24 protein-coding genes are annotated in these 22,064 nt (G+C 51.7%); 4 read left to right on the top strand and 20 right to left on the bottom strand.

The window, feature by feature from the left end:
• Positions 1 to 65: 65 nt before the first annotated feature.
• From KDC22_RS15425 to KDC22_RS15405, 5 genes are all read right to left on the bottom strand, one after another.
• Complete coding sequence (locus KDC22_RS15425) at positions 66 to 947, bottom strand: ABC transporter permease (RefSeq protein ID WP_211723694.1); 882 nt, start codon at positions 945 to 947, stop codon at positions 66 to 68.
• Positions 944 to 1,936 (bottom strand): ABC transporter ATP-binding protein, encoded by a 993-nt coding sequence (locus KDC22_RS15420; RefSeq protein WP_211723693.1) that lies wholly within the window; start codon positions 1,934 to 1,936, stop codon positions 944 to 946. The genes KDC22_RS15425 and KDC22_RS15420 overlap by 4 nt, the downstream gene beginning before the upstream one ends.
• On the bottom strand, positions 1,933 to 3,060 hold the full coding sequence (locus KDC22_RS15415; protein ID WP_211723692.1) for a hypothetical protein: 1,128 nt from the start codon (positions 3,058 to 3,060) through the stop codon (positions 1,933 to 1,935). The genes KDC22_RS15420 and KDC22_RS15415 overlap by 4 nt, the downstream gene beginning before the upstream one ends.
• 23 nt (positions 3,061 to 3,083) lie before the next feature.
• Entirely contained in the window at positions 3,084 to 3,599 is a 516-nt protein-coding gene (locus KDC22_RS15410; RefSeq protein WP_211723691.1) for a sigma-70 family RNA polymerase sigma factor, read from the bottom strand.
• 61 nt (positions 3,600 to 3,660) lie between these two features.
• Positions 3,661 to 4,224, bottom strand: a complete 564-nt coding sequence (locus KDC22_RS15405; RefSeq protein WP_211723690.1) for a TetR/AcrR family transcriptional regulator — start codon at positions 4,222 to 4,224, stop codon at positions 3,661 to 3,663.
• A gap of 165 nt (positions 4,225 to 4,389) precedes the next feature.
• On the opposite strand from KDC22_RS15405, the gene KDC22_RS15400 reads away from it, so the two are divergent.
• Positions 4,390 to 5,094 (top strand): NAD(P)-dependent oxidoreductase, encoded by a 705-nt coding sequence (locus KDC22_RS15400; protein WP_211723689.1) that lies wholly within the window; start codon positions 4,390 to 4,392, stop codon positions 5,092 to 5,094.
• Between the two features lie 95 nt (positions 5,095 to 5,189).
• On the opposite strand, the gene KDC22_RS15395 is transcribed toward KDC22_RS15400, so the two are convergent.
• The 7 genes from KDC22_RS15395 to KDC22_RS15365 form a co-directional block, all read right to left on the bottom strand.
• Positions 5,190 to 5,549: a hypothetical protein gene (locus KDC22_RS15395; protein WP_211723688.1), complete on the bottom strand. Its 360-nt coding sequence runs from the start codon at positions 5,547 to 5,549 to the stop codon at positions 5,190 to 5,192.
• A 53-nt stretch (positions 5,550 to 5,602) separates the two neighbouring features.
• Positions 5,603 to 6,259: a stalk domain-containing protein gene (locus KDC22_RS15390; RefSeq protein WP_211723687.1), complete on the bottom strand. Its 657-nt coding sequence runs from the start codon at positions 6,257 to 6,259 to the stop codon at positions 5,603 to 5,605.
• Between the two features lie 186 nt (positions 6,260 to 6,445).
• Entirely contained in the window at positions 6,446 to 7,900 is a 1,455-nt protein-coding gene (locus tag KDC22_RS15385; RefSeq protein WP_173126954.1) for a PTS transporter subunit EIIC, read from the bottom strand.
• Positions 7,901 to 7,943: 43 nt separating this feature from the next.
• A complete protein-coding gene (locus KDC22_RS15380; RefSeq protein ID WP_211723686.1) occupies positions 7,944 to 8,453 on the bottom strand; it encodes a PTS sugar transporter subunit IIA in 510 nt (169 codons plus the stop codon).
• An 18-nt stretch (positions 8,454 to 8,471) separates the two neighbouring features.
• A complete protein-coding gene (locus KDC22_RS15375; RefSeq protein WP_246553596.1) occupies positions 8,472 to 9,338 on the bottom strand; it encodes a PRD domain-containing protein in 867 nt (288 codons plus the stop codon).
• Between the two features lie 193 nt (positions 9,339 to 9,531).
• Complete coding sequence (locus KDC22_RS15370; protein WP_281425116.1) at positions 9,532 to 12,204, bottom strand: CHASE3 domain-containing protein; 2,673 nt, start codon at positions 12,202 to 12,204, stop codon at positions 9,532 to 9,534.
• Between the two features lie 103 nt (positions 12,205 to 12,307).
• Positions 12,308 to 12,703 (bottom strand): DivIVA domain-containing protein, encoded by a 396-nt coding sequence (locus KDC22_RS15365; RefSeq protein ID WP_173126943.1) that lies wholly within the window; start codon positions 12,701 to 12,703, stop codon positions 12,308 to 12,310.
• A gap of 200 nt (positions 12,704 to 12,903) precedes the next feature.
• On the opposite strand from KDC22_RS15365, the gene KDC22_RS15360 reads away from it, so the two are divergent.
• Entirely contained in the window at positions 12,904 to 13,467 is a 564-nt protein-coding gene (locus tag KDC22_RS15360; RefSeq protein WP_173126940.1) for a TraR/DksA C4-type zinc finger protein, read from the top strand.
• A gap of 65 nt (positions 13,468 to 13,532) precedes the next feature.
• Here the strand turns inward: KDC22_RS15360 and KDC22_RS15355 are convergent, their stop codons facing one another.
• Complete coding sequence (locus KDC22_RS15355; protein ID WP_173126937.1) at positions 13,533 to 13,892, bottom strand: replication termination protein; 360 nt, start codon at positions 13,890 to 13,892, stop codon at positions 13,533 to 13,535.
• An 863-nt stretch (positions 13,893 to 14,755) separates the two neighbouring features.
• On the opposite strand from KDC22_RS15355, the gene KDC22_RS15350 reads away from it, so the two are divergent.
• Together KDC22_RS15350 and paiA are read left to right on the top strand one after the other, a co-directional pair.
• The gene (locus KDC22_RS15350; RefSeq protein WP_211723684.1) at positions 14,756 to 15,208 is read left to right on the top strand and encodes a MarR family winged helix-turn-helix transcriptional regulator; all 453 of its coding nucleotides are present in this window, start codon (positions 14,756 to 14,758) and stop codon (positions 15,206 to 15,208) included.
• A 46-nt stretch (positions 15,209 to 15,254) separates the two neighbouring features.
• Entirely contained in the window at positions 15,255 to 15,773 is a 519-nt protein-coding gene (paiA, locus tag KDC22_RS15345; RefSeq protein ID WP_211723683.1) for a spermidine/spermine N(1)-acetyltransferase, read from the top strand.
• 107 nt (positions 15,774 to 15,880) lie between these two features.
• Here paiA and KDC22_RS15340 read toward each other — a convergent pair whose 3' ends face one another.
• The 7 genes from KDC22_RS15340 to KDC22_RS15310 form a co-directional block, all read right to left on the bottom strand.
• Positions 15,881 to 16,477, bottom strand: coding sequence for a general stress protein (locus KDC22_RS15340; RefSeq protein WP_173126923.1), 597 nt, complete (start codon positions 16,475 to 16,477; stop codon positions 15,881 to 15,883).
• Between the two features lie 104 nt (positions 16,478 to 16,581).
• On the bottom strand, positions 16,582 to 19,074 hold the full coding sequence (hrpB, locus tag KDC22_RS15335; RefSeq protein WP_211723682.1) for an ATP-dependent helicase HrpB: 2,493 nt from the start codon (positions 19,072 to 19,074) through the stop codon (positions 16,582 to 16,584).
• A 337-nt stretch (positions 19,075 to 19,411) separates the two neighbouring features.
• Positions 19,412 to 19,597 carry a hypothetical protein gene (locus KDC22_RS15330; protein ID WP_211723681.1) on the bottom strand — a complete coding sequence of 62 codons (186 nt, stop codon included), beginning with the start codon at positions 19,595 to 19,597 and terminating at the stop codon, positions 19,412 to 19,414.
• 149 nt (positions 19,598 to 19,746) lie between these two features.
• Positions 19,747 to 20,145 carry a DnaJ family domain-containing protein gene (locus KDC22_RS15325; protein ID WP_211723680.1) on the bottom strand — a complete coding sequence of 133 codons (399 nt, stop codon included), beginning with the start codon at positions 20,143 to 20,145 and terminating at the stop codon, positions 19,747 to 19,749.
• Between the two features lie 215 nt (positions 20,146 to 20,360).
• Positions 20,361 to 20,738, bottom strand: a complete 378-nt coding sequence (locus tag KDC22_RS15320) for a GIY-YIG nuclease family protein (RefSeq protein ID WP_173126914.1) — start codon at positions 20,736 to 20,738, stop codon at positions 20,361 to 20,363.
• 22 nt (positions 20,739 to 20,760) lie between these two features.
• On the bottom strand, positions 20,761 to 21,555 hold the full coding sequence (locus tag KDC22_RS15315; protein WP_246553732.1) for a DUF2087 domain-containing protein: 795 nt from the start codon (positions 21,553 to 21,555) through the stop codon (positions 20,761 to 20,763).
• Positions 21,556 to 21,703: 148 nt separating this feature from the next.
• On the bottom strand, positions 21,704 to 22,048 hold the full coding sequence (locus KDC22_RS15310; protein ID WP_173126911.1) for a DUF1801 domain-containing protein: 345 nt from the start codon (positions 22,046 to 22,048) through the stop codon (positions 21,704 to 21,706).
• Positions 22,049 to 22,064 lie beyond the last annotated feature (16 nt).

Below are 22,064 nucleotides of genomic sequence, written 5' to 3'. Positions count from 1 at the left end.
GTTCCTGAACAGGGAAACTTTGAGGGCGCTGCTTTGTTTGTTTTTATAGTAAGCATGGTTGACTCCTACAGATCCTTGCGCTGAAAGCGCAGTAGCCCCAGCCCAAAGATAACCACAGTGTAGATTACAGCGTATACGACAAAGGTATTCGACGGAAATGAATTGAAATTCATCAGACTAAGCGCCCCGCTATTCATGGATACCATACCATTCATGTCCTTCAAGCTGAACAGCTCGACAGTCATTCGGCGCTGCAGGGTATCTGCGGGCATAATCATCGAGATCATTCCGGTCAGATTATTCAGCACCTTCAGTCCGTCCTCCTCCAGACTCAGCGATCCGCTAAGCTTATCCACCATCCCGCCGAGAAATCCTGCCCCGTAGAGCATCGTCATGAACACACCGTTGCCTAGCGCCGAGAATAGTCCTGAACCCAGCATGGATACGGAGATTAACAACGGAACTACAGATGCGAACAATAGGAATGACTTCACAAGCACGGCCGCATCTCTGGGAACATTCGCGTGGGCACTTGTAATCAGCAGAATCGCAGTGAACAGAATAAGGGCATAGATCGTTCCCAGCGTAACGAAGCCCAGCCAGCGGCCAAGATACCATTTCCAGCGCGGCAGCGGCCGGGGCAACAGAGCCTGCATGACCCCCTGCTCCGCTTCACCTGCTATCACTGAGAAAGAGCTGAAGATCGCCAGAAAGGCTATAACGAACGCGCCGAAGAAGAAGCCCAGACTTAGAATAAAAGCGCCGTTCATGAACTGCATGAATAACCCGCTACCATTCCCCAGCGTTCCGGCCCCCGGATCATTCCTCCCCACAGTATCCGCCACAAACCAGAAGGCAATCAGGAACACAACAGTCAGGAGCAAGGTTAGCAGCATCACTTTTTTACGCAGCATTTCCTTCCAGGTCATCGCAAGTATGGTTCTCATTCCTTCTCCCCCCTATGACTGAGCCCGGCGACCGCATCCATGAACCAATCCTCCAGCCGCTCCGTCTGGCGGATCACCTGATACAGCGTCATCCCCTGCTGCGTCATCAGTCCGTTCAGCCAGCCCGCTTGTTCCTCATGATCCAGCTCCGCCGCAAGCCACACGACGCTTGAATCTGACTCCTCCTGTACCGGATCATAGTCCGATTTACCCGCCGGAGGCACTGATTGCCGGATGGATAACCCCGTATGCTCATTAAGCCAGGACAGCAAAAAAGGCGTGTATCCGCCCACTTTGAAATGCCAGCTTGTTCGTTTGTTCAGCATCTCCGCTACTTTGCCGTGCCGCAGGACCGCTCCGTTACTCAGCAGAGCCATCCGGTCGCACAGCACTTCAACATCCTCAAGTAAATGAGAGTTGAGAAAAATAGTAATCCCCCGTTCCTTCAGCCGCTGCAGAATCTTACGCACTTCCATTCTCCCGATGGGATCAAGCGCTGAGGAGGGTTCATCCAGGAAAAGAATCTCCGGATCATTCACCAGCGCACACGCAAGACCCAGCCGCTGCTGCATTCCCTTGGAATAATGCTTGACCCGGTCCCCTCCGCGCAGCCCGATGCCTACCTCCTGCAGTAGCTGAGGAATTCTCTGATCCATGACGGATTTCGGAATCCGGCACAGCTTGGCATGAAGCCTGACCACCTCTTCACCAGTCAGCCAATCCTGGTAACGGTATAGCTCCGGCAGGTAGCCAATCTTCATTTTGGCTTCTATAGAGCCGAGCGGATGGCCCAGGATAGAAGCCTGCCCGTCCGTTGGCGAGATGAGCCCGACCAGCATTTTGACAAAAGTACTCTTGCCGGCACCGTTGGGGCCGAGGAAGCCGAAGGCTTCCCCTTTCCCCACAGTCAGAGTAACGTCCCGGCAACCGCGCCCGTTCGGATAAGCTTTGGTCAAGGCGTTCGCATCAATCGCAGGGATACTGCTCATGGTGTGATCAACTCCTGTACCTTCTGGATGAACTGCTCGCGGTCAGGATAGAGGTCTCCGCCGCTAAGCTGCAGAAACTGCCCCTTCTGCACCCAGACAGCCGTATAGCTGTTGCCGTTACTGTACTTCATTTCGGTAAGAATCACCGGCGTACCAGCCACCGTAATCTGTTCATCATGACTGCCCTTAATCAGCGGCATCGGCAGATCTCCGGACAAGATCCGGCTCTTCTGCAGGCTGTTTCTCAGATTATCTGGAATCAGCGGGAAGTTCACAACGGCATCAACCGCTTCGTCCAGATCCACAGAAGGGTCTACGGTAACGACAGGTGTGTTCATCTGTGACAAGGATCCCCAGTGCTGATCGCTGCCCAGATCGTAATTCACTTGCTCAGGGATATGAAGCGTAATCGGCTTGCCATCTACAGATGGAGGCAGCAGATTGTCCGAGCCCAGGCGTTTCAGTGCCTTGTTCACTTCCTCCACCTTCAGGTTCAGTGTGATATCATGAGACCCGCTTACCTGAACAAATTTGACCGAATCCATAATGGACCCCTTCAGCGGCTCGTAGCCCAGTAAGCCTTGGATATCCTTGAGCGGAACATTCTCCTTCATCTCACCATTACTGATTGAGACGTCACCGAAGGCCTCAAGGGATTGCTCAATATTTCCATTTCCATTCTCTGTTATCTGATAAAACATATCCCGCAGATCGCCTTCTTCAACAACAGTGGCCTCCTGCATCTTGAACTGGTTCAGCAAGGCTGCCATGGCTGTATTTCCTACCGGAGTAGCTAGTATTGCTGCGAAAATCGCTACGCCTGCCGCCGCTGCTGCCCACTTGCGGGTGCGGCTCATCATAGGCCGGCGTGACTTCCGCCCTGTATTTTGCACTGGCTCCGCTGCTGCATGATCATCCGCCTGAGATGCCTGAAGCACAACATCTGCTTCCGGTTCTGTTCTATCTGATCTATCCGCCTTGACAGTCTGTTCCTCTAGAGGGGTCTCTTGCTTACCCCATGTAGCCCACACCGGATTGACCGGCTCGTCTCCCAGCTTCTCCTGTAATTTAGCCCAAGCTTCATCTGTGCTCTGAGGCTGTACCTGGCCGTTTGCTCTATTCATGGTTTCATTCCTCCCGGATATCCTTATTCTTGCGGAAGTGACTTCACCGCATGTTGTTTCAATCTGGCGGTAGCCCGGCTTAAAAGCGTGCCCACGACCGGCGGATTCACTCCCAGCTCTCCTGCGATCTCCGCATAGCTGTAACCGGAGTATTTAAGCAGCAGGGCCTGCCGGTCCCGTTCAGGCAGACTATCCAGCCAGCTCCGCACATCTTCCTGATCCAGTTTGCCGAGCACGACTTCTTCTCCGGCAGGGCCGGAAGCATCCGTGTCGTACATCAGCTCCTGCTTGTTGATCAGACGCCGCTCTCTCACCCGCTGGTTCAGATAATCATATCCGATCCGCGTAAGCACTCTATGCAGCCACGCCCCCAGAGCCGCCGGATCATCCGGCGGGTTTCTATAGAGTCTGATAAAAACCTCCTGCGCCAGATCATCGGCAGCACTCTCGTCCCTCACAAGTGCCGCCAGCTTGCGCCGCACAATCGGGTAATGCTCATAAAAGATTAATTTGTATGGGTCTGATTCCGGAATATTCATTAGGTAAATCCTCCTTATCCGCTGCAGCTATAAGTAAGACGAAGGCTGGGGCGGATTTGTATCACCTTGCCTCAAGATTTCTCTCCAGCAAGTTCCCGATCCGCTGTGCCATTACGTCTGGAGGGAGCGGCTGTCCATTCTTGAACCACCATTCCACTACCCCAACGATTGCCGACCCCAGGAACTGGATGTCCACATTTCTGATTTTGGCTAAATCCTTGTCGCTCCCTCCAGACAGGCTTTTATCCTTCTCCAGCTCTCCGAGGAAGAATTCAAGAAACCGCCCGCGGAAAAACACGCTGCCTTTGCTCTCCAACAGAGCAGAGAAGAACATGGAATGCTTCTCAAAATATTCAAACCACACCAATCCCATCTCGGTATACCCGGTAGTATCGTCAGATCGTTCGCAGATTTCTCTTATATTGCCGATATGCTCTTCTATAAGCTTGTCCAGAAGATCAAATTTGTCTGTGTAGTGAAGATAAAGGGTTCTTCGGCTGACATCCGCTCTATCGGAAATGTCCTGTATCGTAATTTGATCAAAATCCTTCTCCAGCATCAGCTCAATAACAGCCTTTTTTAAGGCTTCCTGGGACTTGCGTATTCTCCGGTCGATCTTTAACACTCTATCCTCACCAGCTTTGCTGTAGATTAATGCACAATTCCGTTGAAGTCGTGAATTTATGCACAGAATCAGGCTTTTTAAGACTTGTATCGTTACTTATTCTGCCTATTATTATACATACATGCTTACTAATTCACGACTGTGTATTTAAAGGAGAACATCATAATGAAAATTGCAATTATCGGAGCCACTGGAGGAACTGGAAGAAAAGCAATGGAGCTGGCACTTGCAGCGGGCCACGAGGTTATAGCTGTGGTACGCAGACCGGAGGCGCTCTCCCCTACAACGGGGCTTACTATCCGGCAAGGGGATGTATTCGACAAATCCAGCTTGATCCAAGCCCTCGCCGGAAGCGAAGCGGTGATCAGTTGTATCGGTCCTCCAAGCAACTTCTCCCCGGATGCTGCCGGCAAGAAGAGCCTTGTAAATCTTAAAGCAGGTAAAAATGTTATGGCGGCCAACTTCTCACCGGGTACCGTCATGTCAGAAGGAATTCCAAATATCCTTGCAGCCTGTCGGCATCATGGAGTTCAGCGGCTGGTGATGCAGAGCGGGATTAATCTGAGTGACGGAAGTGAGTTGTCACTCCTCAACCGCTGGGCTGTCCGCATGATGCGCCGCATTTTCCGCAACGCAATTGAGGATAAGGCAGCTGCTGAACAAGCAGTAATGCGCAGCGGATTGGACTGGGTGATCGTACGGGCATCCGTGCTTAAATATGCAGAGAGTTTTTCAAATTATACGGCAGGCCCATCGGCCCGCATACATCCGCTCCAGGCGTTGCCTTATGCTGCCTGTGCCGATTGCCTGCTACGCGCGGCAGGCAGGGAGCCGTCCTGGACCCGCAAGGTGATCAACGTCGGCCGATAAGGAGCAAGCGGACGAATTAGTAAAAAAAATTTCCAAAAAAAACAGTCCACCGGTTAAATCCCGGGGACCGTTTACGTCTTGCTATACCATTCCTACTATTCCTTGCTATAATTCTCGTCTCCGACCTGAATGCTGCCATCATCATGACGGAAGAACAACGAGCTGGACACCTTACCGTTGCCCAAGGCGAATACGATGGTATTGCCGCTGATTTTGTAAGAGCCGATGTCAGAGCCTCCGGCACCTCCCGTCGTAGGTGCGCCGCCCTGAACGGTGCCAAGCATCATATTGTCACTCTTGAAGGTTCCATTGGCATTAAGAGTAAGCGTACGCTTCCAGGAGGTCGATCCGGCAGATATCCCTGCCAGGCCCTGAAAGCCGCGATGGACAAAAGTGCCGCTTAGCGTCAGCCCGCTTTGGACCGCCTTGACACGTTCCAGTTCAACATTGCTCACATGCAACTTAGCGGATTTGACAGCAATATCGTACGTATCTCCGTTGCTTAACTTCAGCTTGCCGTTCTGAATGGTGTAAGTCTGGCAGGCGCTTTCGGCACGGCAACCGGAGTTTGCTGCTGCGGCTGTTGAGGAGATTTTGCGATCTGCTCATCATTAACCTTTTTGAACTCAGCAATTTGCTTGTCGATCTCAGCCTTCGCGGTTGCTTGGGTCAGTCCGTTTGCAGTTAGATAAGGGTCGGTGTACACGAGGATTTGCGGCTTATAGGGGTTCCATGCTACCAATGCCTTCGATGACTCGCCGACAAAGCGGAGCGGCACCATCGTATAGCTGTCGATGATCTTTGGCACTTGCAGCAGTTGAACGCTGGTACCATTGACGTTAGCCGTCTTACTGCCTATGGTCATCACAATAGTCAGGCCTTCCTTCTGGCCCGTTACTGTCTGCTGTGAGGGATTCCAGCCTACCTCAAGGCCCATGGCCTCGAACAGAGGGCGGAAAGGGACCAGCGTTGTGCCGTTATCTAGTACGGGTGCCTTTTGAAAAGACAACGTTTTGTCATCCAGTTTGACCTCAATGGGTTTGCCCGCTGCCGTTGAAGCCTCGACCTTCCCCGGTAACAGATACAACGCCACGGCTACCCCCAGCCATATTACAGCAGTCCACATTCGCCGGATCACAGGTCCGGTCCTTTGCCTTTTTTTCATCCCCTGTCTTCATCCTTTCGCTAACCTTTATTTTATACAAAGTTAAACAAACAGATTTTTAAATTTATTACCGCTAAAAGAAGCGTTCAAACAGAAAAAATGGATATAGACCGCGGGCAGGAGAAAATGTGCAAAAAGCAGGCATCCTCAGATGCCCGCTTCGCATGAAACTACTATGCTTCTGAATTACATCAGCTTCTCGATATCATCCTTAATCTGTTCGGACTGCGGTCCGAATACGATCTGTACGGCTCCTTGCCCGAGCCGCATCACACCGGAAGCGCCAAGCTGCTTAAGCGCGGAGTCTTTAACCGCCTTATCGTCGTTGACATTAAGCCGCAGACGGGTGATGCAGGCATCAATGCTGCGGATGTTCGCAGGACCGCCGATGTTCTCCAGGATCTTGGCGGCTCTGGAAGAGGCCGATACGGTAGTTCCGCCTTTGGACAGATCAATAACTTCGTCTTCTGTGTCATCCTCGCGGCCCGGGGTTTTGAGGTTGAACTTGACGATAACAAAACGGAACAATACATAATACAGCAAGAAGAATGCCAGCCCCACAGGGAATAATACCCATGCATTCGTTGAGAGCTTCAGGTTGGTCAGGTAATCAATCAGCCCGGCAGAGAAGCTGAAGCCTAATCTTACATCCAGAATATACATCAGAGCCATAGATACACCGGTCAGCAGGGCATGAACGAGATACAGCACCGGTGCCAAGAACATGAAGGAGAATTCCAGCGGCTCGGTAATCCCGGTAAGGATAGAGGCAATCGCAGATCCAATGAAGATGGAGGCTACCAGCTTTTTCTTTTCCGGCTTGGCGGTATGAATGAAGGCCAGCGCCGCACCCGGCAACGCAAACATCATGATCGGGAAGAACCCGGTGGTGAACATTCCTGCACTTTTATCCCCAGCCAGGAAGCGCCATACATCGCCATGGATTACCTCGCCGGCTGCATTAGTAAAGTCTCCTAGCTGGAACCACGCAATCGTATTGATAACATGGTGAAGACCAATAGGAACCAGCAGCCGGTTCGCCGTACCAAAGACGAACGCGCCCACTGCACCAAGGCTGACTACCCAGTTGCCGAAATCGCTGATCACATCCTGCACGGGACTCCAGATCATCCCAATGAAGATAGCCAGTACCATCGTAGAAGCTGCCGTCACAATCGGAACAAACCGCTTACCGGCAAAGAAACCCAACCAATCCGGCATTTTGACATTGTGATATTTCTGGTACAGGAAAGCGGCCCAGGCTCCGGCAAAGATACCGCCAAGCACGCCCATATCCAGCACTACATCGTCATTGATAAACCCAAAGGTTCCTGGAACAATCAGCAGAACTTTGCCGAGAACCAGATATGCAATCAGTGCGGAGAGAGCGGCAACTGCATCACCTGCGAACCCGATCGCCACCCCTATTGCGAAGATCAAGGCCAAATTCCCGAAGATCGCTCCGGCCCCCGCATTCAGAAATGGAGCCACATACTGGTTCAGGAATCCCCCTACCGTGCTGCCCAGATGCAAGTCCTTTTCATAATTGAGCAGCCCGAACCCTTGCAGAATAGCGGCCGCCGGTAAAGTTGCAACTGGAAGCATCAATGATTTACCTAACTTCTGTAGAAAAGCCAACATAATGAAATCATCCCCCTGGTTTCATATTAAATACCTGTATGCTTTATTGCTGTAAAGCCACCGTAAGAATACTGCTCTGCCCGGCGCTAACCGCCCCATAATAGCAGTCCACTTCGGGGAGATCCTCCCCGCTGCCGGTTACAATAACCGGGGTGATCGTCCGGTAACCGGCGCTCCGGATCATCTCCAGGTCGAACTCGATCAGCGTCTGGCCTGCTTTGACTTCATCTCCAGAAGCGATATGGCTGATGAACCCGTTCCCCTTCAGGCTGACGGTATCAATTCCAATGTGCATCAGAAGCTGCAGACCAGAGGCGTGCTCGAGGATCAGTGCATGATGGCTCTTGACTACGTGAGCGATCGTTCCGTCAAACGGAGCGGTTAATTTCCCCTCTGTAGGTTCTATGGCAATTCCCTTACCCATATGCCCTCCGGCAAACGTCTCATCCGGCACTTCAGATAACGGAACGGCTTGCCCGCTGACCGGAGCAACGATATTCAAGCTAACTACAGCATGTTTCTCTTCTTGTTTGGATTTCCATCTCGAAAACATATATTTCACTCCTTGCTGCTATTTGTTTTTCTCTATAGTCTGGAACAACCGGTGCAGATGCATAGCGAGGAAGCAGATTTCCTCTTCCGGTACGACTACACTGAGCTTGCCTTGCATGACCTTTCCCATCCGCTGAGCGAGCTTGTATTCATCCTTGTATTCTTTCTTGATATGCTTCACAAAGGGATTGTCGATGAGCGAACCCTGCAGAATCCGCTCAATCGAGAACCGCAAATGAACCATTAGCCGGACATGATTCATACTCCCCTGCTCGAAACTAATCTTACGTTCGCTACGGATCATATCCATCAGATCACTGACGATATTGGAGGCCTTCACGAGCTGGCCAACCGGCACATTGCTGACCGCAGAATATACGTGATAGGTAAGGAATCCTACCTCATCCTCGGGAATCTGCACCTCGAAGCCTGCGCTGATCTTCTCCGCTGCCTTGTAAGCGATCTCAAATTCCTTGGGGAAGGTCATCCGGGTCTCCTCCAGGAATGGATTAACAATGTCCATCCCGCTGCGCAAGCGGAAAATGGTGAACTGGATATGGCTGGGGAGCGCCAAATAGATCTTGTCGTTTAACTTGCCGGGGAACTCACGGGCGATATCTGAAATAATCTCATCCGTTATCCTCATGACCTTGGGATCAATGTCCTCCAGCAGAATCTGATATTGACTCCATTCCTCGCGGTCCTCCAGCCGGAACAGCTTCTCAATGCGGGGATCATCCGCATCTATTACACCTGTGTCCTTAAGCGCAAACCCGATGCCCTTGCCGATAATTACATATTCCTTGCTTTTCTTGCCTCCTTGAACCATTACGACATTATTCCCAATCACCCGCAGAACCTGAAATTGTTCACTTTCCCTCGCCAAGTTCTCCCTCCTTTCCGTTCATTGCCTGAATTTTCGCACAAAAAAGAGCCAAGACTGGACTCAAAGAATTGAGTACGAATCTTGGCTCATGCCCTGTTAAGGTAACACGCCACTACCACATAAATGATCATTTATGCTCTCATAATAAATCATACCTTGCATTCCGTCAATGGATTTTTGGAAAAGTCAAGTTTCAGGCCCGTTCCGGTAACCACCGGCACATCCGTGTGACCACATCCTGCATCATTACCGGCTTGCTCAGGAAATCTGTCGCCCCGGCTGCCAGGCACCGTTCACGGTCTTCCTTCATCGTCTTGGCTGAGATCGCCAGGATCGGAAGGTCGGTAAGGTGCATTTCCTCACGAATAATGGACAGCGTATCGTAGCCATCCAGCATCGGCATCATAATATCCAGCAATACAATGTCCACATCCGCCTGCTCTCTAACCACCTGCAGACATTCATACCCCGTCTGAGCGGTCATAATAATCATGCCGTACGGCTCCAGACCTTTCTGCAGGGCATAAATATTGCGCATATCGTCATCTACGATCAGTACGGTTCGGCCTTGAAGCTTCGCATATTCCTTCTCGAACAGCGAATCCCGGCTGCTGCTAGGCTGCGTATATGTATCAGCGGGCATGGCTTGTTCCCTCCCTGCGGCAGTCTGCGGTAACTCCGCCACATGGATGGGTTCTTCCTCGCTATCCAGTTCGCGGCAGGGAAGATACAGCGTGAAGGTGCTGCCGGTCCCCTCCTCGCTCTCCAGGCTGATATGTCCGCCAAGGAGCCGGGCCAATTGCAGCGAGATGGATAAGCCGAGTCCGGTTCCGCCGAACTTGCGGGCCGTTGTTCCGTCGGCCTGGCGGAAGGCTTCAAAGATCAGTTCACGGTTCTCCGCAGAAATGCCGATCCCGGTATCTTTTACAGCAAAGGCCAGTACGGGCTCACGCATCGTATAATTGGAGTCTTCATACGAATCCAGCTTGGCAATCTCCACCGATACAGAACCCTGTTCAGTGAATTTGAACGCATTGGACAGCAGATTCCGCAGAATCTGATGCATCCGCATCTCATCCGTGAAGAACAGATCCGGCACATTCGCGTCCAGCCTCACCTGAAACTCAATATTCTGGGCTTCGGCCAGCTTGCCGAAATAACCCTGCAGCAGCGAGGGCAGCTCCGTCAGATTAACGGCATCCATTTCCACCAGCATTTTGCCGGCTTCCACTTTGGAGAGATCCAGAATATCATTAATCATACTAAGCAGATCATTGCCGGAATTGTAGATAACGGACGCATACCCCAGCTCTTCTTCCGTTAAGGTATGATTGCGGTTCTCCGTCAGCAGCTGCGAGAGAATCAGCATACTATTCAGCGGTGTGCGCAGCTCATGCGACATATTGGCCAGGAACTCGGATTTATAACGTGAGCTTTGCTCCAGCTGTTCATTGTACCGCTCCAGCTCTATGGCTGCATTCTCGGCTACCGCCTTCTGGTCCTCCAGCTCCTTGTTCACTGTAAGCAGCTCGCTGGTCTGACTCTGAAGCTCTTCTGTCTGCATCTGCATCTCCTCGGACTGCGTCTGCAGCTCTTCCGATTGAACCTGGAGTTCTTCGTTCATGACCTGAGATTCATGCAGGAGTCTCTGGATCTCCATCCGGGTCTTCACGGAGTTCACGGTTACACCCATCATATCCAGCAGTTCCTGGAGCAGCTCGAAATGATATGGCGCCCAGCGGGTAAGCGCAGCAAGCTCAACGACGGCAACGGTCCTATTCTCAAAAACAATCGGGGCAATCACGGCAAACTTAGGCGCCGTTCTGCCAAGAGCCGATGTAATGTGAATATAATCCTCGGGCAACTGTTCGATAATGTTCATCCGTTGATCCAGTGCGCATTGACCCACCAGCCCCACTCCCGGCTTAATCACCTCCGGGCCTAGATGAGCTTCCTTATTCTCGGCTCCCGCGTAGGAGTAGATACGCTCGAACTGCTCTTCCTTATTCAGCACGAATATAGCGGCATATTGCATTTCCAGCATCACGGATAACCGGCTGACAAAAATCCGGCATAGCGAAGGCATATCTATCGTCTCTTGAAGGGCAACAGACATGGAGGTGAGCTGTTCGCTCATCCACTGCTCCCGCTGAACGTTGTCCAGCAGACCGTTGGTGGCTTCTCCCAGATCATAGATCTCATCCAGGGTCTTCACCTTGATGCGGTCTGACCGGTCGCCGCCGGAGGCAATGCTGTTGATGGCCCGGATGACACTGTGCAGCGGATTTACGATGCTGGCTGAAAGAAGATAAGTAATCAGCAGCGCCAGTACAACCACCAGTCCCCACAAAATATACATAGTAATCAGCAGCTTATGATTGCTAGCCTTTAGATTGCCGATCCGCTCATTTGTTAGCGTGCGCTCAATGTCACGGAAGTAATCGGCCTGGGAGCGTATGGTATCTACCACACTTTTCCCTGCATCATTACGAAAAAAAGCACTGACCGCCTCATTCTGTCCGTTCTTCTTCAGCTCTACGACATGCTGCCCGGCTACATCCACCCACTTCTCGATATTGTCCATAATCGCGTCCAGGTTACGAACCTGGCTGGGATTATCGGCGATCAATGCGTTTAGCTTCGCGGCATTAATCCTCCACTCTACCAGCCCGTCATTATAGGGTGCGAGGTAAGACTCGTCGCCTGTAAGGACATAACCTCTTTGCCCGGTTTCCATATCGAGCACATTCTTCTCCATTTGATATGTAAGTTCATGAACTTCTATATCATGATCGCTAAGGAACACGGTTTCTTTCTCAAGACTGTTAATTCTGCCCGATACTATAATTAGAAATAGACCTAACATCAATAATATTATGACATATCCAAGTGCGATTTTGCCACGGATCTTCAAGCTCCACGCATGCTTCTCCGGCAATGCTCCAACCCCCATCTAGAGTTATCCTCGATTACAAATATCCTTCATTGCGGGACAATGGCAATCTGTCCTTGAGCTGACGCACATTGGCTTCCAGCTTAATAATAATGTCCTCCAGATCCTGCGGATCAATTCCCCGTATCACCGGGGCCGGGGCTGGAGCTGCTGCCACTCTCGACTCAGCCTTGAGCTCTTTCATCTCAATCTGCTGCTCCTGCCACTTATCCATCAGATCCGCTATGGTAGCATAGAACCGTTCATAATCCTTAATTACGCTGTCCAGGAAGGTATCTACCTCTTCGGCATCATAACCGCGAAGCTTCATACTGAATTCCTTCTCATGAATGGTAAGTGCATCAAGGGTAATACCGAGCTGGCTGAACAGCTTTCTTTGCTTGTCCAGCCGCCGTTTCATATGTTCGTCCATTTCAGTAACCTCCAAGTGTATGCTGCATTCATCCGGCAGTACTCATTATAACAGGGTGAAAGCAACCTGAAAATATCACTAAAGTTACAATTCAGCAATAGAATTGACTACTGATTGCCTTTTATAACAATAGGGTAAGGAAAGATTACGACAGTATAACTACTTAAATACCATATTGACTCTGAAAGGAAGATGACCGTATGAGCCACTTAACAGAAGCCCAAAAGACTAAGCTTAAGCAATCCCTTGAAGAACGCAAGGCAGAACTGGAACAGCATTTCTCCAGCAATGGGGCGGAAGATAGCCTGCTGGGCGATTCCCTCACACTCTCTACGGGTGAACTCTCTTCCGTGGATAATCATCCTGCTGATACAGGAACGGAGACTTTTGAAAGAAGCCGCGACCTGTCCATTAACACATCACTATCAGAAGAATTATCGGAAATCGAAGCTGCTCTGGAGCGGATGGAACAAGGTACGTACGGCATCTGCGAAGCCAGCAAACAAGAGATTCCTTATGAACGGCTTGAAGCCATCCCCTTCACCCGCTATACCGTAGAACATGCTCCAGCCCGCCGTGACTCTGGTGAACGGCCCGTGGAAGAGGAGGTCATCACGCCGCCCCCATCCGGTGCAGGCCAGGGACGGCAAGAGCATAGCGGAAGATTCGATGACGCCGGTGCGTGGGAAGCTGTCCAGGATTACGGCAGCGCCAGCTCACCGGTTACCCCTCCGGGGCAGGATATTGAAGAAGAGGATTCCTGAGCCGGCAAAATTAAGCTGAAATCTACACCCTGGGCAGGATGCCCGTCACTCAGGATTCCCCCCGATCAGAAGTTGTCGGCTACTGCCTTGTTAAGGATACCCAGACAGCGGTCCAGGTCGGTCTTCACCTGCTTCTTGTACAGCTTGGCTTTGTCCTCCCCGTCTGAAGTGAAATGATACAGGACAATCTCCTGGAAATCGACCTTCGGATCATTCCCCTTCAGCTGCTTGGTGCGGTATAGTATCCCTTGCTGCACCAGCTCATGCAGGGCCCGGTATATTTCACTCTGGGGAGGAGAATAGCCATACGCTTTGAAATCTCTCCGCAAATCCTCAAGCATCTGATACCCGTACCCCTTGTGCTGTTCCACCATTGTAATCAGATATACTTTGATAAAAGCCCGCTGGGCAATCATAAACGCCATTAAGACACCTCCCGGGGTGTTTTATTTTAAAATATAAGAAGTTATATGTTTTGATATTTGAGAATTGCAAATTTAAACTATGTCTCTAGTATAAACTCTATTTCCCAGCCTTCACAACAAGTAATTTGATAATAAAATTCAACGACAGTAATATAGTCTGCTAGCTCTGCTAGTAATGGAGCTTGAGTTCAGATAATGTGGAATTTCGGGGATTTGTGGTGTTTACGTTGACGGGTGAAGATGTTAATATTCACTTTTTCCTGTTTTAAGGGGATAGGTACGGATGTAGTTTGGTTGCTTGGTGTGGTGGATAGGTGTAGTTGTTTATTTGGTTTTACTATTGTGAATTTTTCATATGATGAAAATAGAACCACAGCAACCGATAAGCCCCTAACGGACCGGAGAGGCGTTATATGTAAGAAAACAACACTTTTTGTGAGTTAACGGACCGAGTGGGCCTTATGGTCCTGCTAATATAAGTTTAGAAGCGGGATTTCCCGGAATAAGGGCCGTGGGGTCCACTACTTGCTCTAGTGGGGACTTTCTTCCGGACTAAGGCTCCTCAGTTCGTTACACCGAATCTTCGGCTTAGTGGCGATTTAACTCCACCCTTTTAAATCTAACGCCATACTTGTCATTTTCTCTTTGCAAGCAGTGCTGCTTGGACATCAGAAACTATAATCGTCTCCGCTTCTGTGTTGTAGATAGAGGGGATTTTTTGGTTTTCTATTATGAATTTTTCATATGATGAAATAAAATAAAACACTTCTCTCTCCTTAGATTTTTGTTGTAATTACAACAAAAATCAGGTATTATTTTAAAAACTATAAGCTTAGAAAATACATGATTATGGGGGTGCGATTATGAAGGAAATTCTGCGCGAGGTGGGCATGATTGCCCGGTCCCTGGACTCGATCAGTAATATTGAATTTAAGCAGTACGACCTTACCAGGGGGCAATATTTGTATCTGGTGCGGATCTGTGAGCATCCGGGGATGATCCAGGAGAAGCTGGCTGAAATGATTAAGGTGGACCGGACAACGGCTGCCCGTGCTATTAAGAAGCTTGAGATTAACGGTTTTATTGAAAAAAATGATGATCAGCATAACAAAAAAATCAAGCGGCTGATCCCTACAGAGAAAGGGCAGGCCGTCTACCCTCTCATCAAAAGGGAAAACGATTATTCCAATAGCGTAGCGCTGTCCGGCTTCTCCGAAAGTGAGGCAGAAACCCTGGTGAACCTGCTGCAAAGAGTCAGATCCAATGTGGAAAAAGACTGGGAGTATGTAAAAAAGGGAAACAAACGGGACTATTGATTGTACAAGTAAGTGACTACTAAATTAAACTAAAGGAGAATTATTGATGACTATATTGATAAAGAAATGCACGCCCGCAGATCTGGACATCCTGCAAAAAATTAGTATTGAAACCTTTACGGATACCTTCGAAAATCAGAATTCACCGGAAGCTATAGAAGCTTATTTGAAAAGAGCCTTTCATCCAGAGCAATTAAAAAAAGAATACGATAACCGCCATTCTGAATTTTACTTCATCTATTATAATGAAGAAATTGCCGGATATCTGAAGGTTAACACCGATGATGCCCAATCTGAAAATATGGACAAGGACTCGCTTGAAGTGGAACGGATCTATATTAGAAGGCCTTTTCATAGGCTGGGGCTAGGAAAACATCTTATGGAGAAGGCGGCCCAGATCGCGGTCAAAAAAAATAAAAGGAAGCTCTGGCTGGGGGTTTGGGAAAAAAACGGGAACGCGATTTCTTTTTACAATCAATTGAATTTCGTACAAACCGGCACTCACTCCTTCTATATGGGTGACGAGGAGCAGACGGATCTGATCCTAACCAGAACCATCCGCTAGCCCAACAAGGTCGAACAAGGTCGTCAGCACCAAAAACTGCCCGGGCATGTTCGCCGCAGGCAGTTCTTGGTTAAGCTATAAGGGCAAGCATAAGCTTGCTGTAATTTTTATATTTTGTCGCGGTTATAGAGGTCCGGATCACGGTCTGCGTTCATCGCGCCCCTGTTGCCCAAAGAGTTGCCGACTCTGGTATCCTCCGGGTAGAGGCTGTCGTAACGATTGGAGTTCAGTGAGCGGTTGCCGCGGAATACCGTATGGATATCTCTCCCCCGGCCGTTGTCATCGACCAGAACGAGGATTTTGCCGCTGTCAATATATCCTTCGTAATCTCTCGCCTCATCCTCAGGAATACCGAGCCCGATTAATCCGCCGACCAGTCCGCCAGCACCTACTCCAATGGCCGCTCCTGTTAGCGTAGCTACGATTGGACCCGCTGCGAGGATCGGACCAATTCCCGGAATAGCGAGTGCGCCGATCCCGGCCAGCAGTCCGGTCACGCCTCCAACTACCCCGCCGGTTGCCGCGCCTGTAGCAACACCTTCCGGTGCCATCGTTCCTGTATCTTCGGAGATATGCTTGAGATCATCCCGATCCTTCGTAATTACTGAAATTTCATCGTTGGTAAACCCTTGACTCTGCAAACTTTCAATTGCTCTGGTTGCTTCTTGTTCCGTATCGAATACACCAATAATTTTCTCTGTCACTTGAAGCCCTCCTTCGTAATTGTTGTTCGCTATTGTATTACCCGATCATGGGCTGTCCAAACAGCGAATGCCATTCTCCGGGCAAAAATCTGTAGGTTCCCCTTCTATTTAGAAGGACGCGTTCGGTTTGTCGGTGCCGCCTCCAGCGGGTTCTCCGGCCAGTAGTGCTTGGGATAACGGCCTTTCAGATCTTTTTTGACCTCAAAGTAGGTGTTCTGCCAAAAGCTCGACAGGTCCGAAGTGACCTGCATCGGCCTTCTAGCCGGGGACAGCAGATGCAGCAGCACCGGAACCTTGCCTCCGCCTATCCGCGGGGTATCCGTCTGTCCGAACATCTCCTGTAGCCTGACCGCCAGCACCGGCGCCCCCGGATTGCTGTAATCCAAAGGAATACGTGAACCGCTGGGTACCGTAATATGTGTGGGCGCCTCCTTGTTCAATATCTGGCGGCTGTTCCAGTCCAGCCTCCCCTCCAGCGCCTGCGTCAGATTCACCCGCTGTAGATCCCTAAGATTCCGCATCCCGTGAATGTAGGGTCCCAGCCACTCCTCCAGTGTATCCGTGAGCGCTTCATCCGACATCTCCGGCCAGTCGGCCCGCAGCGAGTGCATGAATTCCATCCGCTGCCGCAACTGGGTGGTCCCTTTCTCCCAAGGCAGCAGCTGTAGCCCTTCCGCAGCGATCACCTTCAGCAATACGCTCTCCGTCTCTTCTGCCGTAGCCCGTTCATGGGTGGTCTGCTTCAGCACGAGTGCCCCCAGTCTGGTCACCCGCCGTGCCTTAACGCTCCCGCTCTCACTGTCCCAGTAGACTTCGCGTTCTTCCAGAAGGCTATCCGCGTGATGCTTCAGCAGGTCCTGCTCGGAGAGCGCTGAGGCAAGCATGATCCGGCTCTGCCCGGCACGGTCATCCACGCCGGGTGCCACAATGTAGGGCGAGCGCGCCAGCGGCTGCCCTTCGCGCATGGCCGCCCCCCGGCCGCCTGAGAGCAGAAACGCGCCGTCGCCGCGTTTCTGCCCGATGCGGTCGGGATAGGCGAACGACAACAGCAGGCCGCTGCGGCTGATGTCGCCCGGCCCTTCGTCCGGCGCTGCCCCCAGCTGCGCCAGGAAGACCCGGCTCTCGCGCTGCACCGCGCGCAAGACCGCCGGGTCCGCTCCGCCGCCGGCTGCGGAGCGCCCGAACCCGACCAGCGCCTCCACGCGCAGCGTGAGGTCGCTGTCCTGGGCTGCGGGACCCTTGAAGAGGTCCCGCTCCTGCAGCAGCGCTGCGAGCCTGGCGGCGAGCGGCGCGGCTGCAAGGTCTGCCGCGCGCAGCAGCATGTGCGCGATGCGCGGGTGCGCGCCGAGCGCGGCCATGCTGCGGCCGTGCGGCGTAATGGCGCCGCCGGCGTCAAGCGCGCCGAGCTGGCGCAGCAGCGCCGTGGCCTGCGCATAAGGCGCGGCAGGCGGCGCGTCAAGCCAGGCGAGCGCAGCAGGCTCGCGCACGCCCCATAGCGCCAGCTCCAGGGCGAGCTGCGCCAGGTCGGTCTCCATGATCTCCGGCACGTTATCGTCCGGAAGATGGTCATGCGCCTCCCGGCTCCACAGCCTGTAGCAGACGCCCGGCGAAGTGCGGCCTGCCCGGCCGCGGCGCTGATCCGCCGACGCCTTCGAGACAGGCACCGTTGTCAGCCGCGGCATACCGGTACGCGGAGAGAACACCTGGGTGCGGCGAAGACCTGTGTCAATCACCGTCCGCACCCCTTCAATCGTCAGACTCGTCTCAGCGATAGATGTCGCCAGAACGACCTTCCGTTCACCCGCCACAGCAGGAGCTACCGCCGCATCCTGCTGCTGCTGGGGCAGCTGGCCATAGAGCGGACGCAACACTGTTCCCGCAGGAAGGCTTGCCGCGGCCAACTCCTGTTCCGTCCTGCGGATCTCCCGCTCACCGGGCAGAAAAACAAGAACATCCCCCGGCTGCTCGGCCAGTGCCCTGCGGACGGCAGCCGCCGCAGACTTCTCCGGGTTGACTGTGCCAGCATCCGGCACATAGAGGGTCTCCACCGGATAAGTACGGCCCGGACAATGTACGACCGGGGCTTCGCCCAGTAGAGCAGACACGCGATCGCCGTCCAGTGTCGCAGACATCACAAGAATGCGCAGATCCTCGCGGAGTACACTCTGCGCTTCAAGCGCCAGTGCCAATCCAAGATCCGCATGGAGGCTGCGCTCATGGAATTCATCGAAGATAATAAGACCCACATCCCCCAGCGACGGGTCGCTTTGCAGCATTCTGGTCAGAACGCCTTCAGTTACTACAACGATACGTGTATTTTTACCCACCCGGGTATCCATCCGCATACGGTATCCTACGGTCTGACCGACATTCTCCCCCATACAGGAAGCCATATAGCCTGCGGCCGAACGGGCTGCCAGACGTCTGGGCTCCAGCATGAGAATGGTTTTACCGGCCAGCCAGGGCTCCTCCAGCAGAGCAGGCGTGGTAGCCGTGGTCTTCCCCGCTCCAGGCTCGGCGATCAGAATAGCCGCTGTACGGTCAGTTAAAATCCTCTTCAGGTCAGGAAGCACCTGCATAATTGGAAGCTGATTCATTTCATCTCTCCATCATCCGCTAAAAGCTAAGTTAAGTATCATTCCATTTCATTATCATGGGTCAAACCGCCCCGGATATCAAGTAGAAGCTTAATCGTCATTACGGTGGACATTTCGGGCTTCCGGCTGTTGTAGCACGCGATTCCAACTTCTGCCTTCACCGAAATACCCCACTGTAAGCAAGTGGAATTATGTATCTTCAAGTGGAATTATGTACCTTAATTTGTGGGTTTCGGCGGATTGTGGGCAAACAAGTGGAAAAACAGCATCTACTGGCGGTGGTTTTAGCTACTTTGGGTGAAGTGCAGTCATTTAAGTGCTGTTTTTCCAACTACTGTTATAGCTGCGGTTCATTGGTTATCAGCAGGTGGACAAAATCCACTTGCTCCGCTCCCCATAGCCTTCGGCCTTGCACAAAAACTACTCCCACGGCGCTGCCAAAAGCTTCCCCCAATCCCCTCCCCAGAACAAAATCACCCTGCGGCTGGATAATGTCTGAACCTCTGCGGTTTAGACAATTCATTTTGCTACCTCCACCTTACCAGTTGCTCATTTCCGGAGCATCCGGCCTTCGAAGCAGCACATTGTATTCGGTTTTTGTGTGAAAATACTTCTATTATGATTCCTACACCAGCACAAAACCTCCGGTTCATTGAACCGGAGGTTACCTGCTTACTCTTCTATTCCCGTCAGCCGCTGCCGGATCATGTCCCCGTAATCCGAATAGGCAGCATTGCCCTCCAGCCCGCGTTCCTGAAGAAGCCGCTGGAGACGAAGACGCTTGAGCGAGAGCTTGGTTTCCAGCTCCTTACGTTCGCCAGTATCGCTGTTGCCGCTGGTATGACAAGCCAGCAGCAGCTCTTCGAGCGTCACACATTCTGCCCGCAGCGTGACTTCCTCGGGCAGCAATCCGGCATTCTTCATGATCTTGTAGGACATCCGCAGCTCCTCGGGCACCCCCGAGAGATCCTCCAGCTCCAGCGGCTTGCCGTGCCCCGGCAGATTGGCAAACTCTCCCCCGCGCATAGCTTCCTGAATCCTTTGTTCTGCAAGCCAGGATAATATAGCCATCCACACCGTTCCTTTCATCAGCACCCGGGTGCCTTTTCACATTCCAAACGGCACATTCTTCTACAGCTTTGTCCTTATTTTAGCACGGGTGCTGCTGAAATTCATTCCCGGTTTGCCTGTAATATATTATTCATTTTCGGTTTGCCTGTAATTTATTATTCATTCCCCGCTGCCTGTGATTTATCGCTTCTTAGCACCAGGCAGAGTGCTATTTGCTACTTCTGCTTGTGATAACCGCGTTCCCCGTAAGGAGACAGCTGCTCCAACCACTTGCTTTCCATGTCCGGGAGCCTTTTGCTGTATTTCTTCAGCTCCTGCACATCTGCCACGAAATCCTCTTCCGGCTTAATCTGCTCCAGCACCTCGAAGCGGAATCCCGCTTCCCCGCGTTCATTCCAGTCGCTCTGCAGCTCCTTGTTATCATGGGCTTTGATGTCCAGCATGAATTTATGCTTGTTCCAGACCCCATCGAGATTCAGGCTGCTGCCAATATACATTTTCTCATTGCCGGTATTTACAATCCTGTAGACCCCCATCGGCCTGTGCGAGTGCGCGTAATTATATCCCAGTTCCTTGCGTCTGGCTTTATCCATCGTTTGTTGTCTCTCCTTCTTACTATAATTTCACCCAATATCTGCTGCCGTCATCCTCGCGGTCCAGCAGCCCGTAATCAATCAGGTAACGCCGCAGCGTCACATAATCGGGATAAGCCGATTCCAGCACAGCATTAATCTCTTGCTCGCTATATTTGCGTCCCGTCTCGAACCGCTGAATCAGGTGGCGCAGAATCGCCGCTTTACGTTTCTGCTTCTTCGGGAACTCTGATAACGGGCCATCCAGACCCTGTTTGAAATAGGTCCCCAGAATATCCTCATTCTCTTGCTCTGTAATCGCAAACCGTTCATCAACCATCTCTGCAGTCCGCGGAATGCTGACAAAAGGCGAAGAAGGTCCCGGCTTCTCCTCGGCCAGCTCCATGACCGCCAGGAAGAGCCTGGCCTGCTTCACCTTCTCCCGCAGGGTGAACCGGTGATTACGCACGGTAGAGGTGCTGCCGATTCCCAGCTCCTTGGCGGCCTCTGCATCGCTAAGACTTTGGCGGAAGGCTTGCAGCAGCCCTTTTTGCAGATCGGTTAATCCGGTCAGCTTCTTGTCCAGCGTCAGCAGCCAGTTGAACATTCCGCCATGTACGCTGTCCACATGCAGAGCTGCGAACCGCTCCGCCTCATACAGGGTGTCCCCATCAGTATAAATAATGCCTTTCTCGAATCGTTCCCCACAGACCAGACAATGGTATACAGTGATATGCCCGTCTGCTTCGCAGGAATAGCCCTGCTTCAACTCGGCAACCGGGGCATTCCAGAACTTTTCCGATATTCGGACTGCTTCATTTCCTTCTGTCAACTGGATCACCACACCCTTTGTTTGCTTTAATATAGACATATTATCATTATGTTTGTTATTTTACAAGTATCTAATTAGATTGCGCGAAGACAAAAAGACACCGCCAATTCTGGCAGTGCCTCAGTGTCCCGGGGGACAGGTATTGGGTTAATTCTTAGAGCGCAGCCGAAGCTTGCTTCAGCAAGGAAGACAGCAGTTCATAATCAACAGCCTTGCCCTCCGCCAGCTTGGTTGTGAGACGCTCACCGCTGCCCGCTTCGAACTGGCCTTCAGGCACTTCCAGCGCTGCCGCATTGAATATGGAGAAGCTCACCCAGCCTTTGGCGGTCGAGATTACCGCTGCATATTTCCCGTTTTTGAGAAAATGCGGTTTACCGTACTGGATTCGCTCCGTAACGTCCGGGATCGCTTCATGAATGACTTCACGCAGCCTGGAGCATATCTCCACTTGCCAGGGCAGTTTGATCTGGGCAATGAAATCTGTAACCTCTTGGTTCATAGAATCACCTTTTCCT

This window comes from Paenibacillus tritici, from assembly GCF_018207515.1.
Classification (GTDB): Bacteria; Bacillota; Bacilli; order Paenibacillales; family Paenibacillaceae; genus Paenibacillus_AQ; species Paenibacillus_AQ tritici.
The sequence above is the reverse complement of the archived record's forward strand: the minus strand, read 5'-3'. Positions and strand labels throughout refer to the sequence as shown.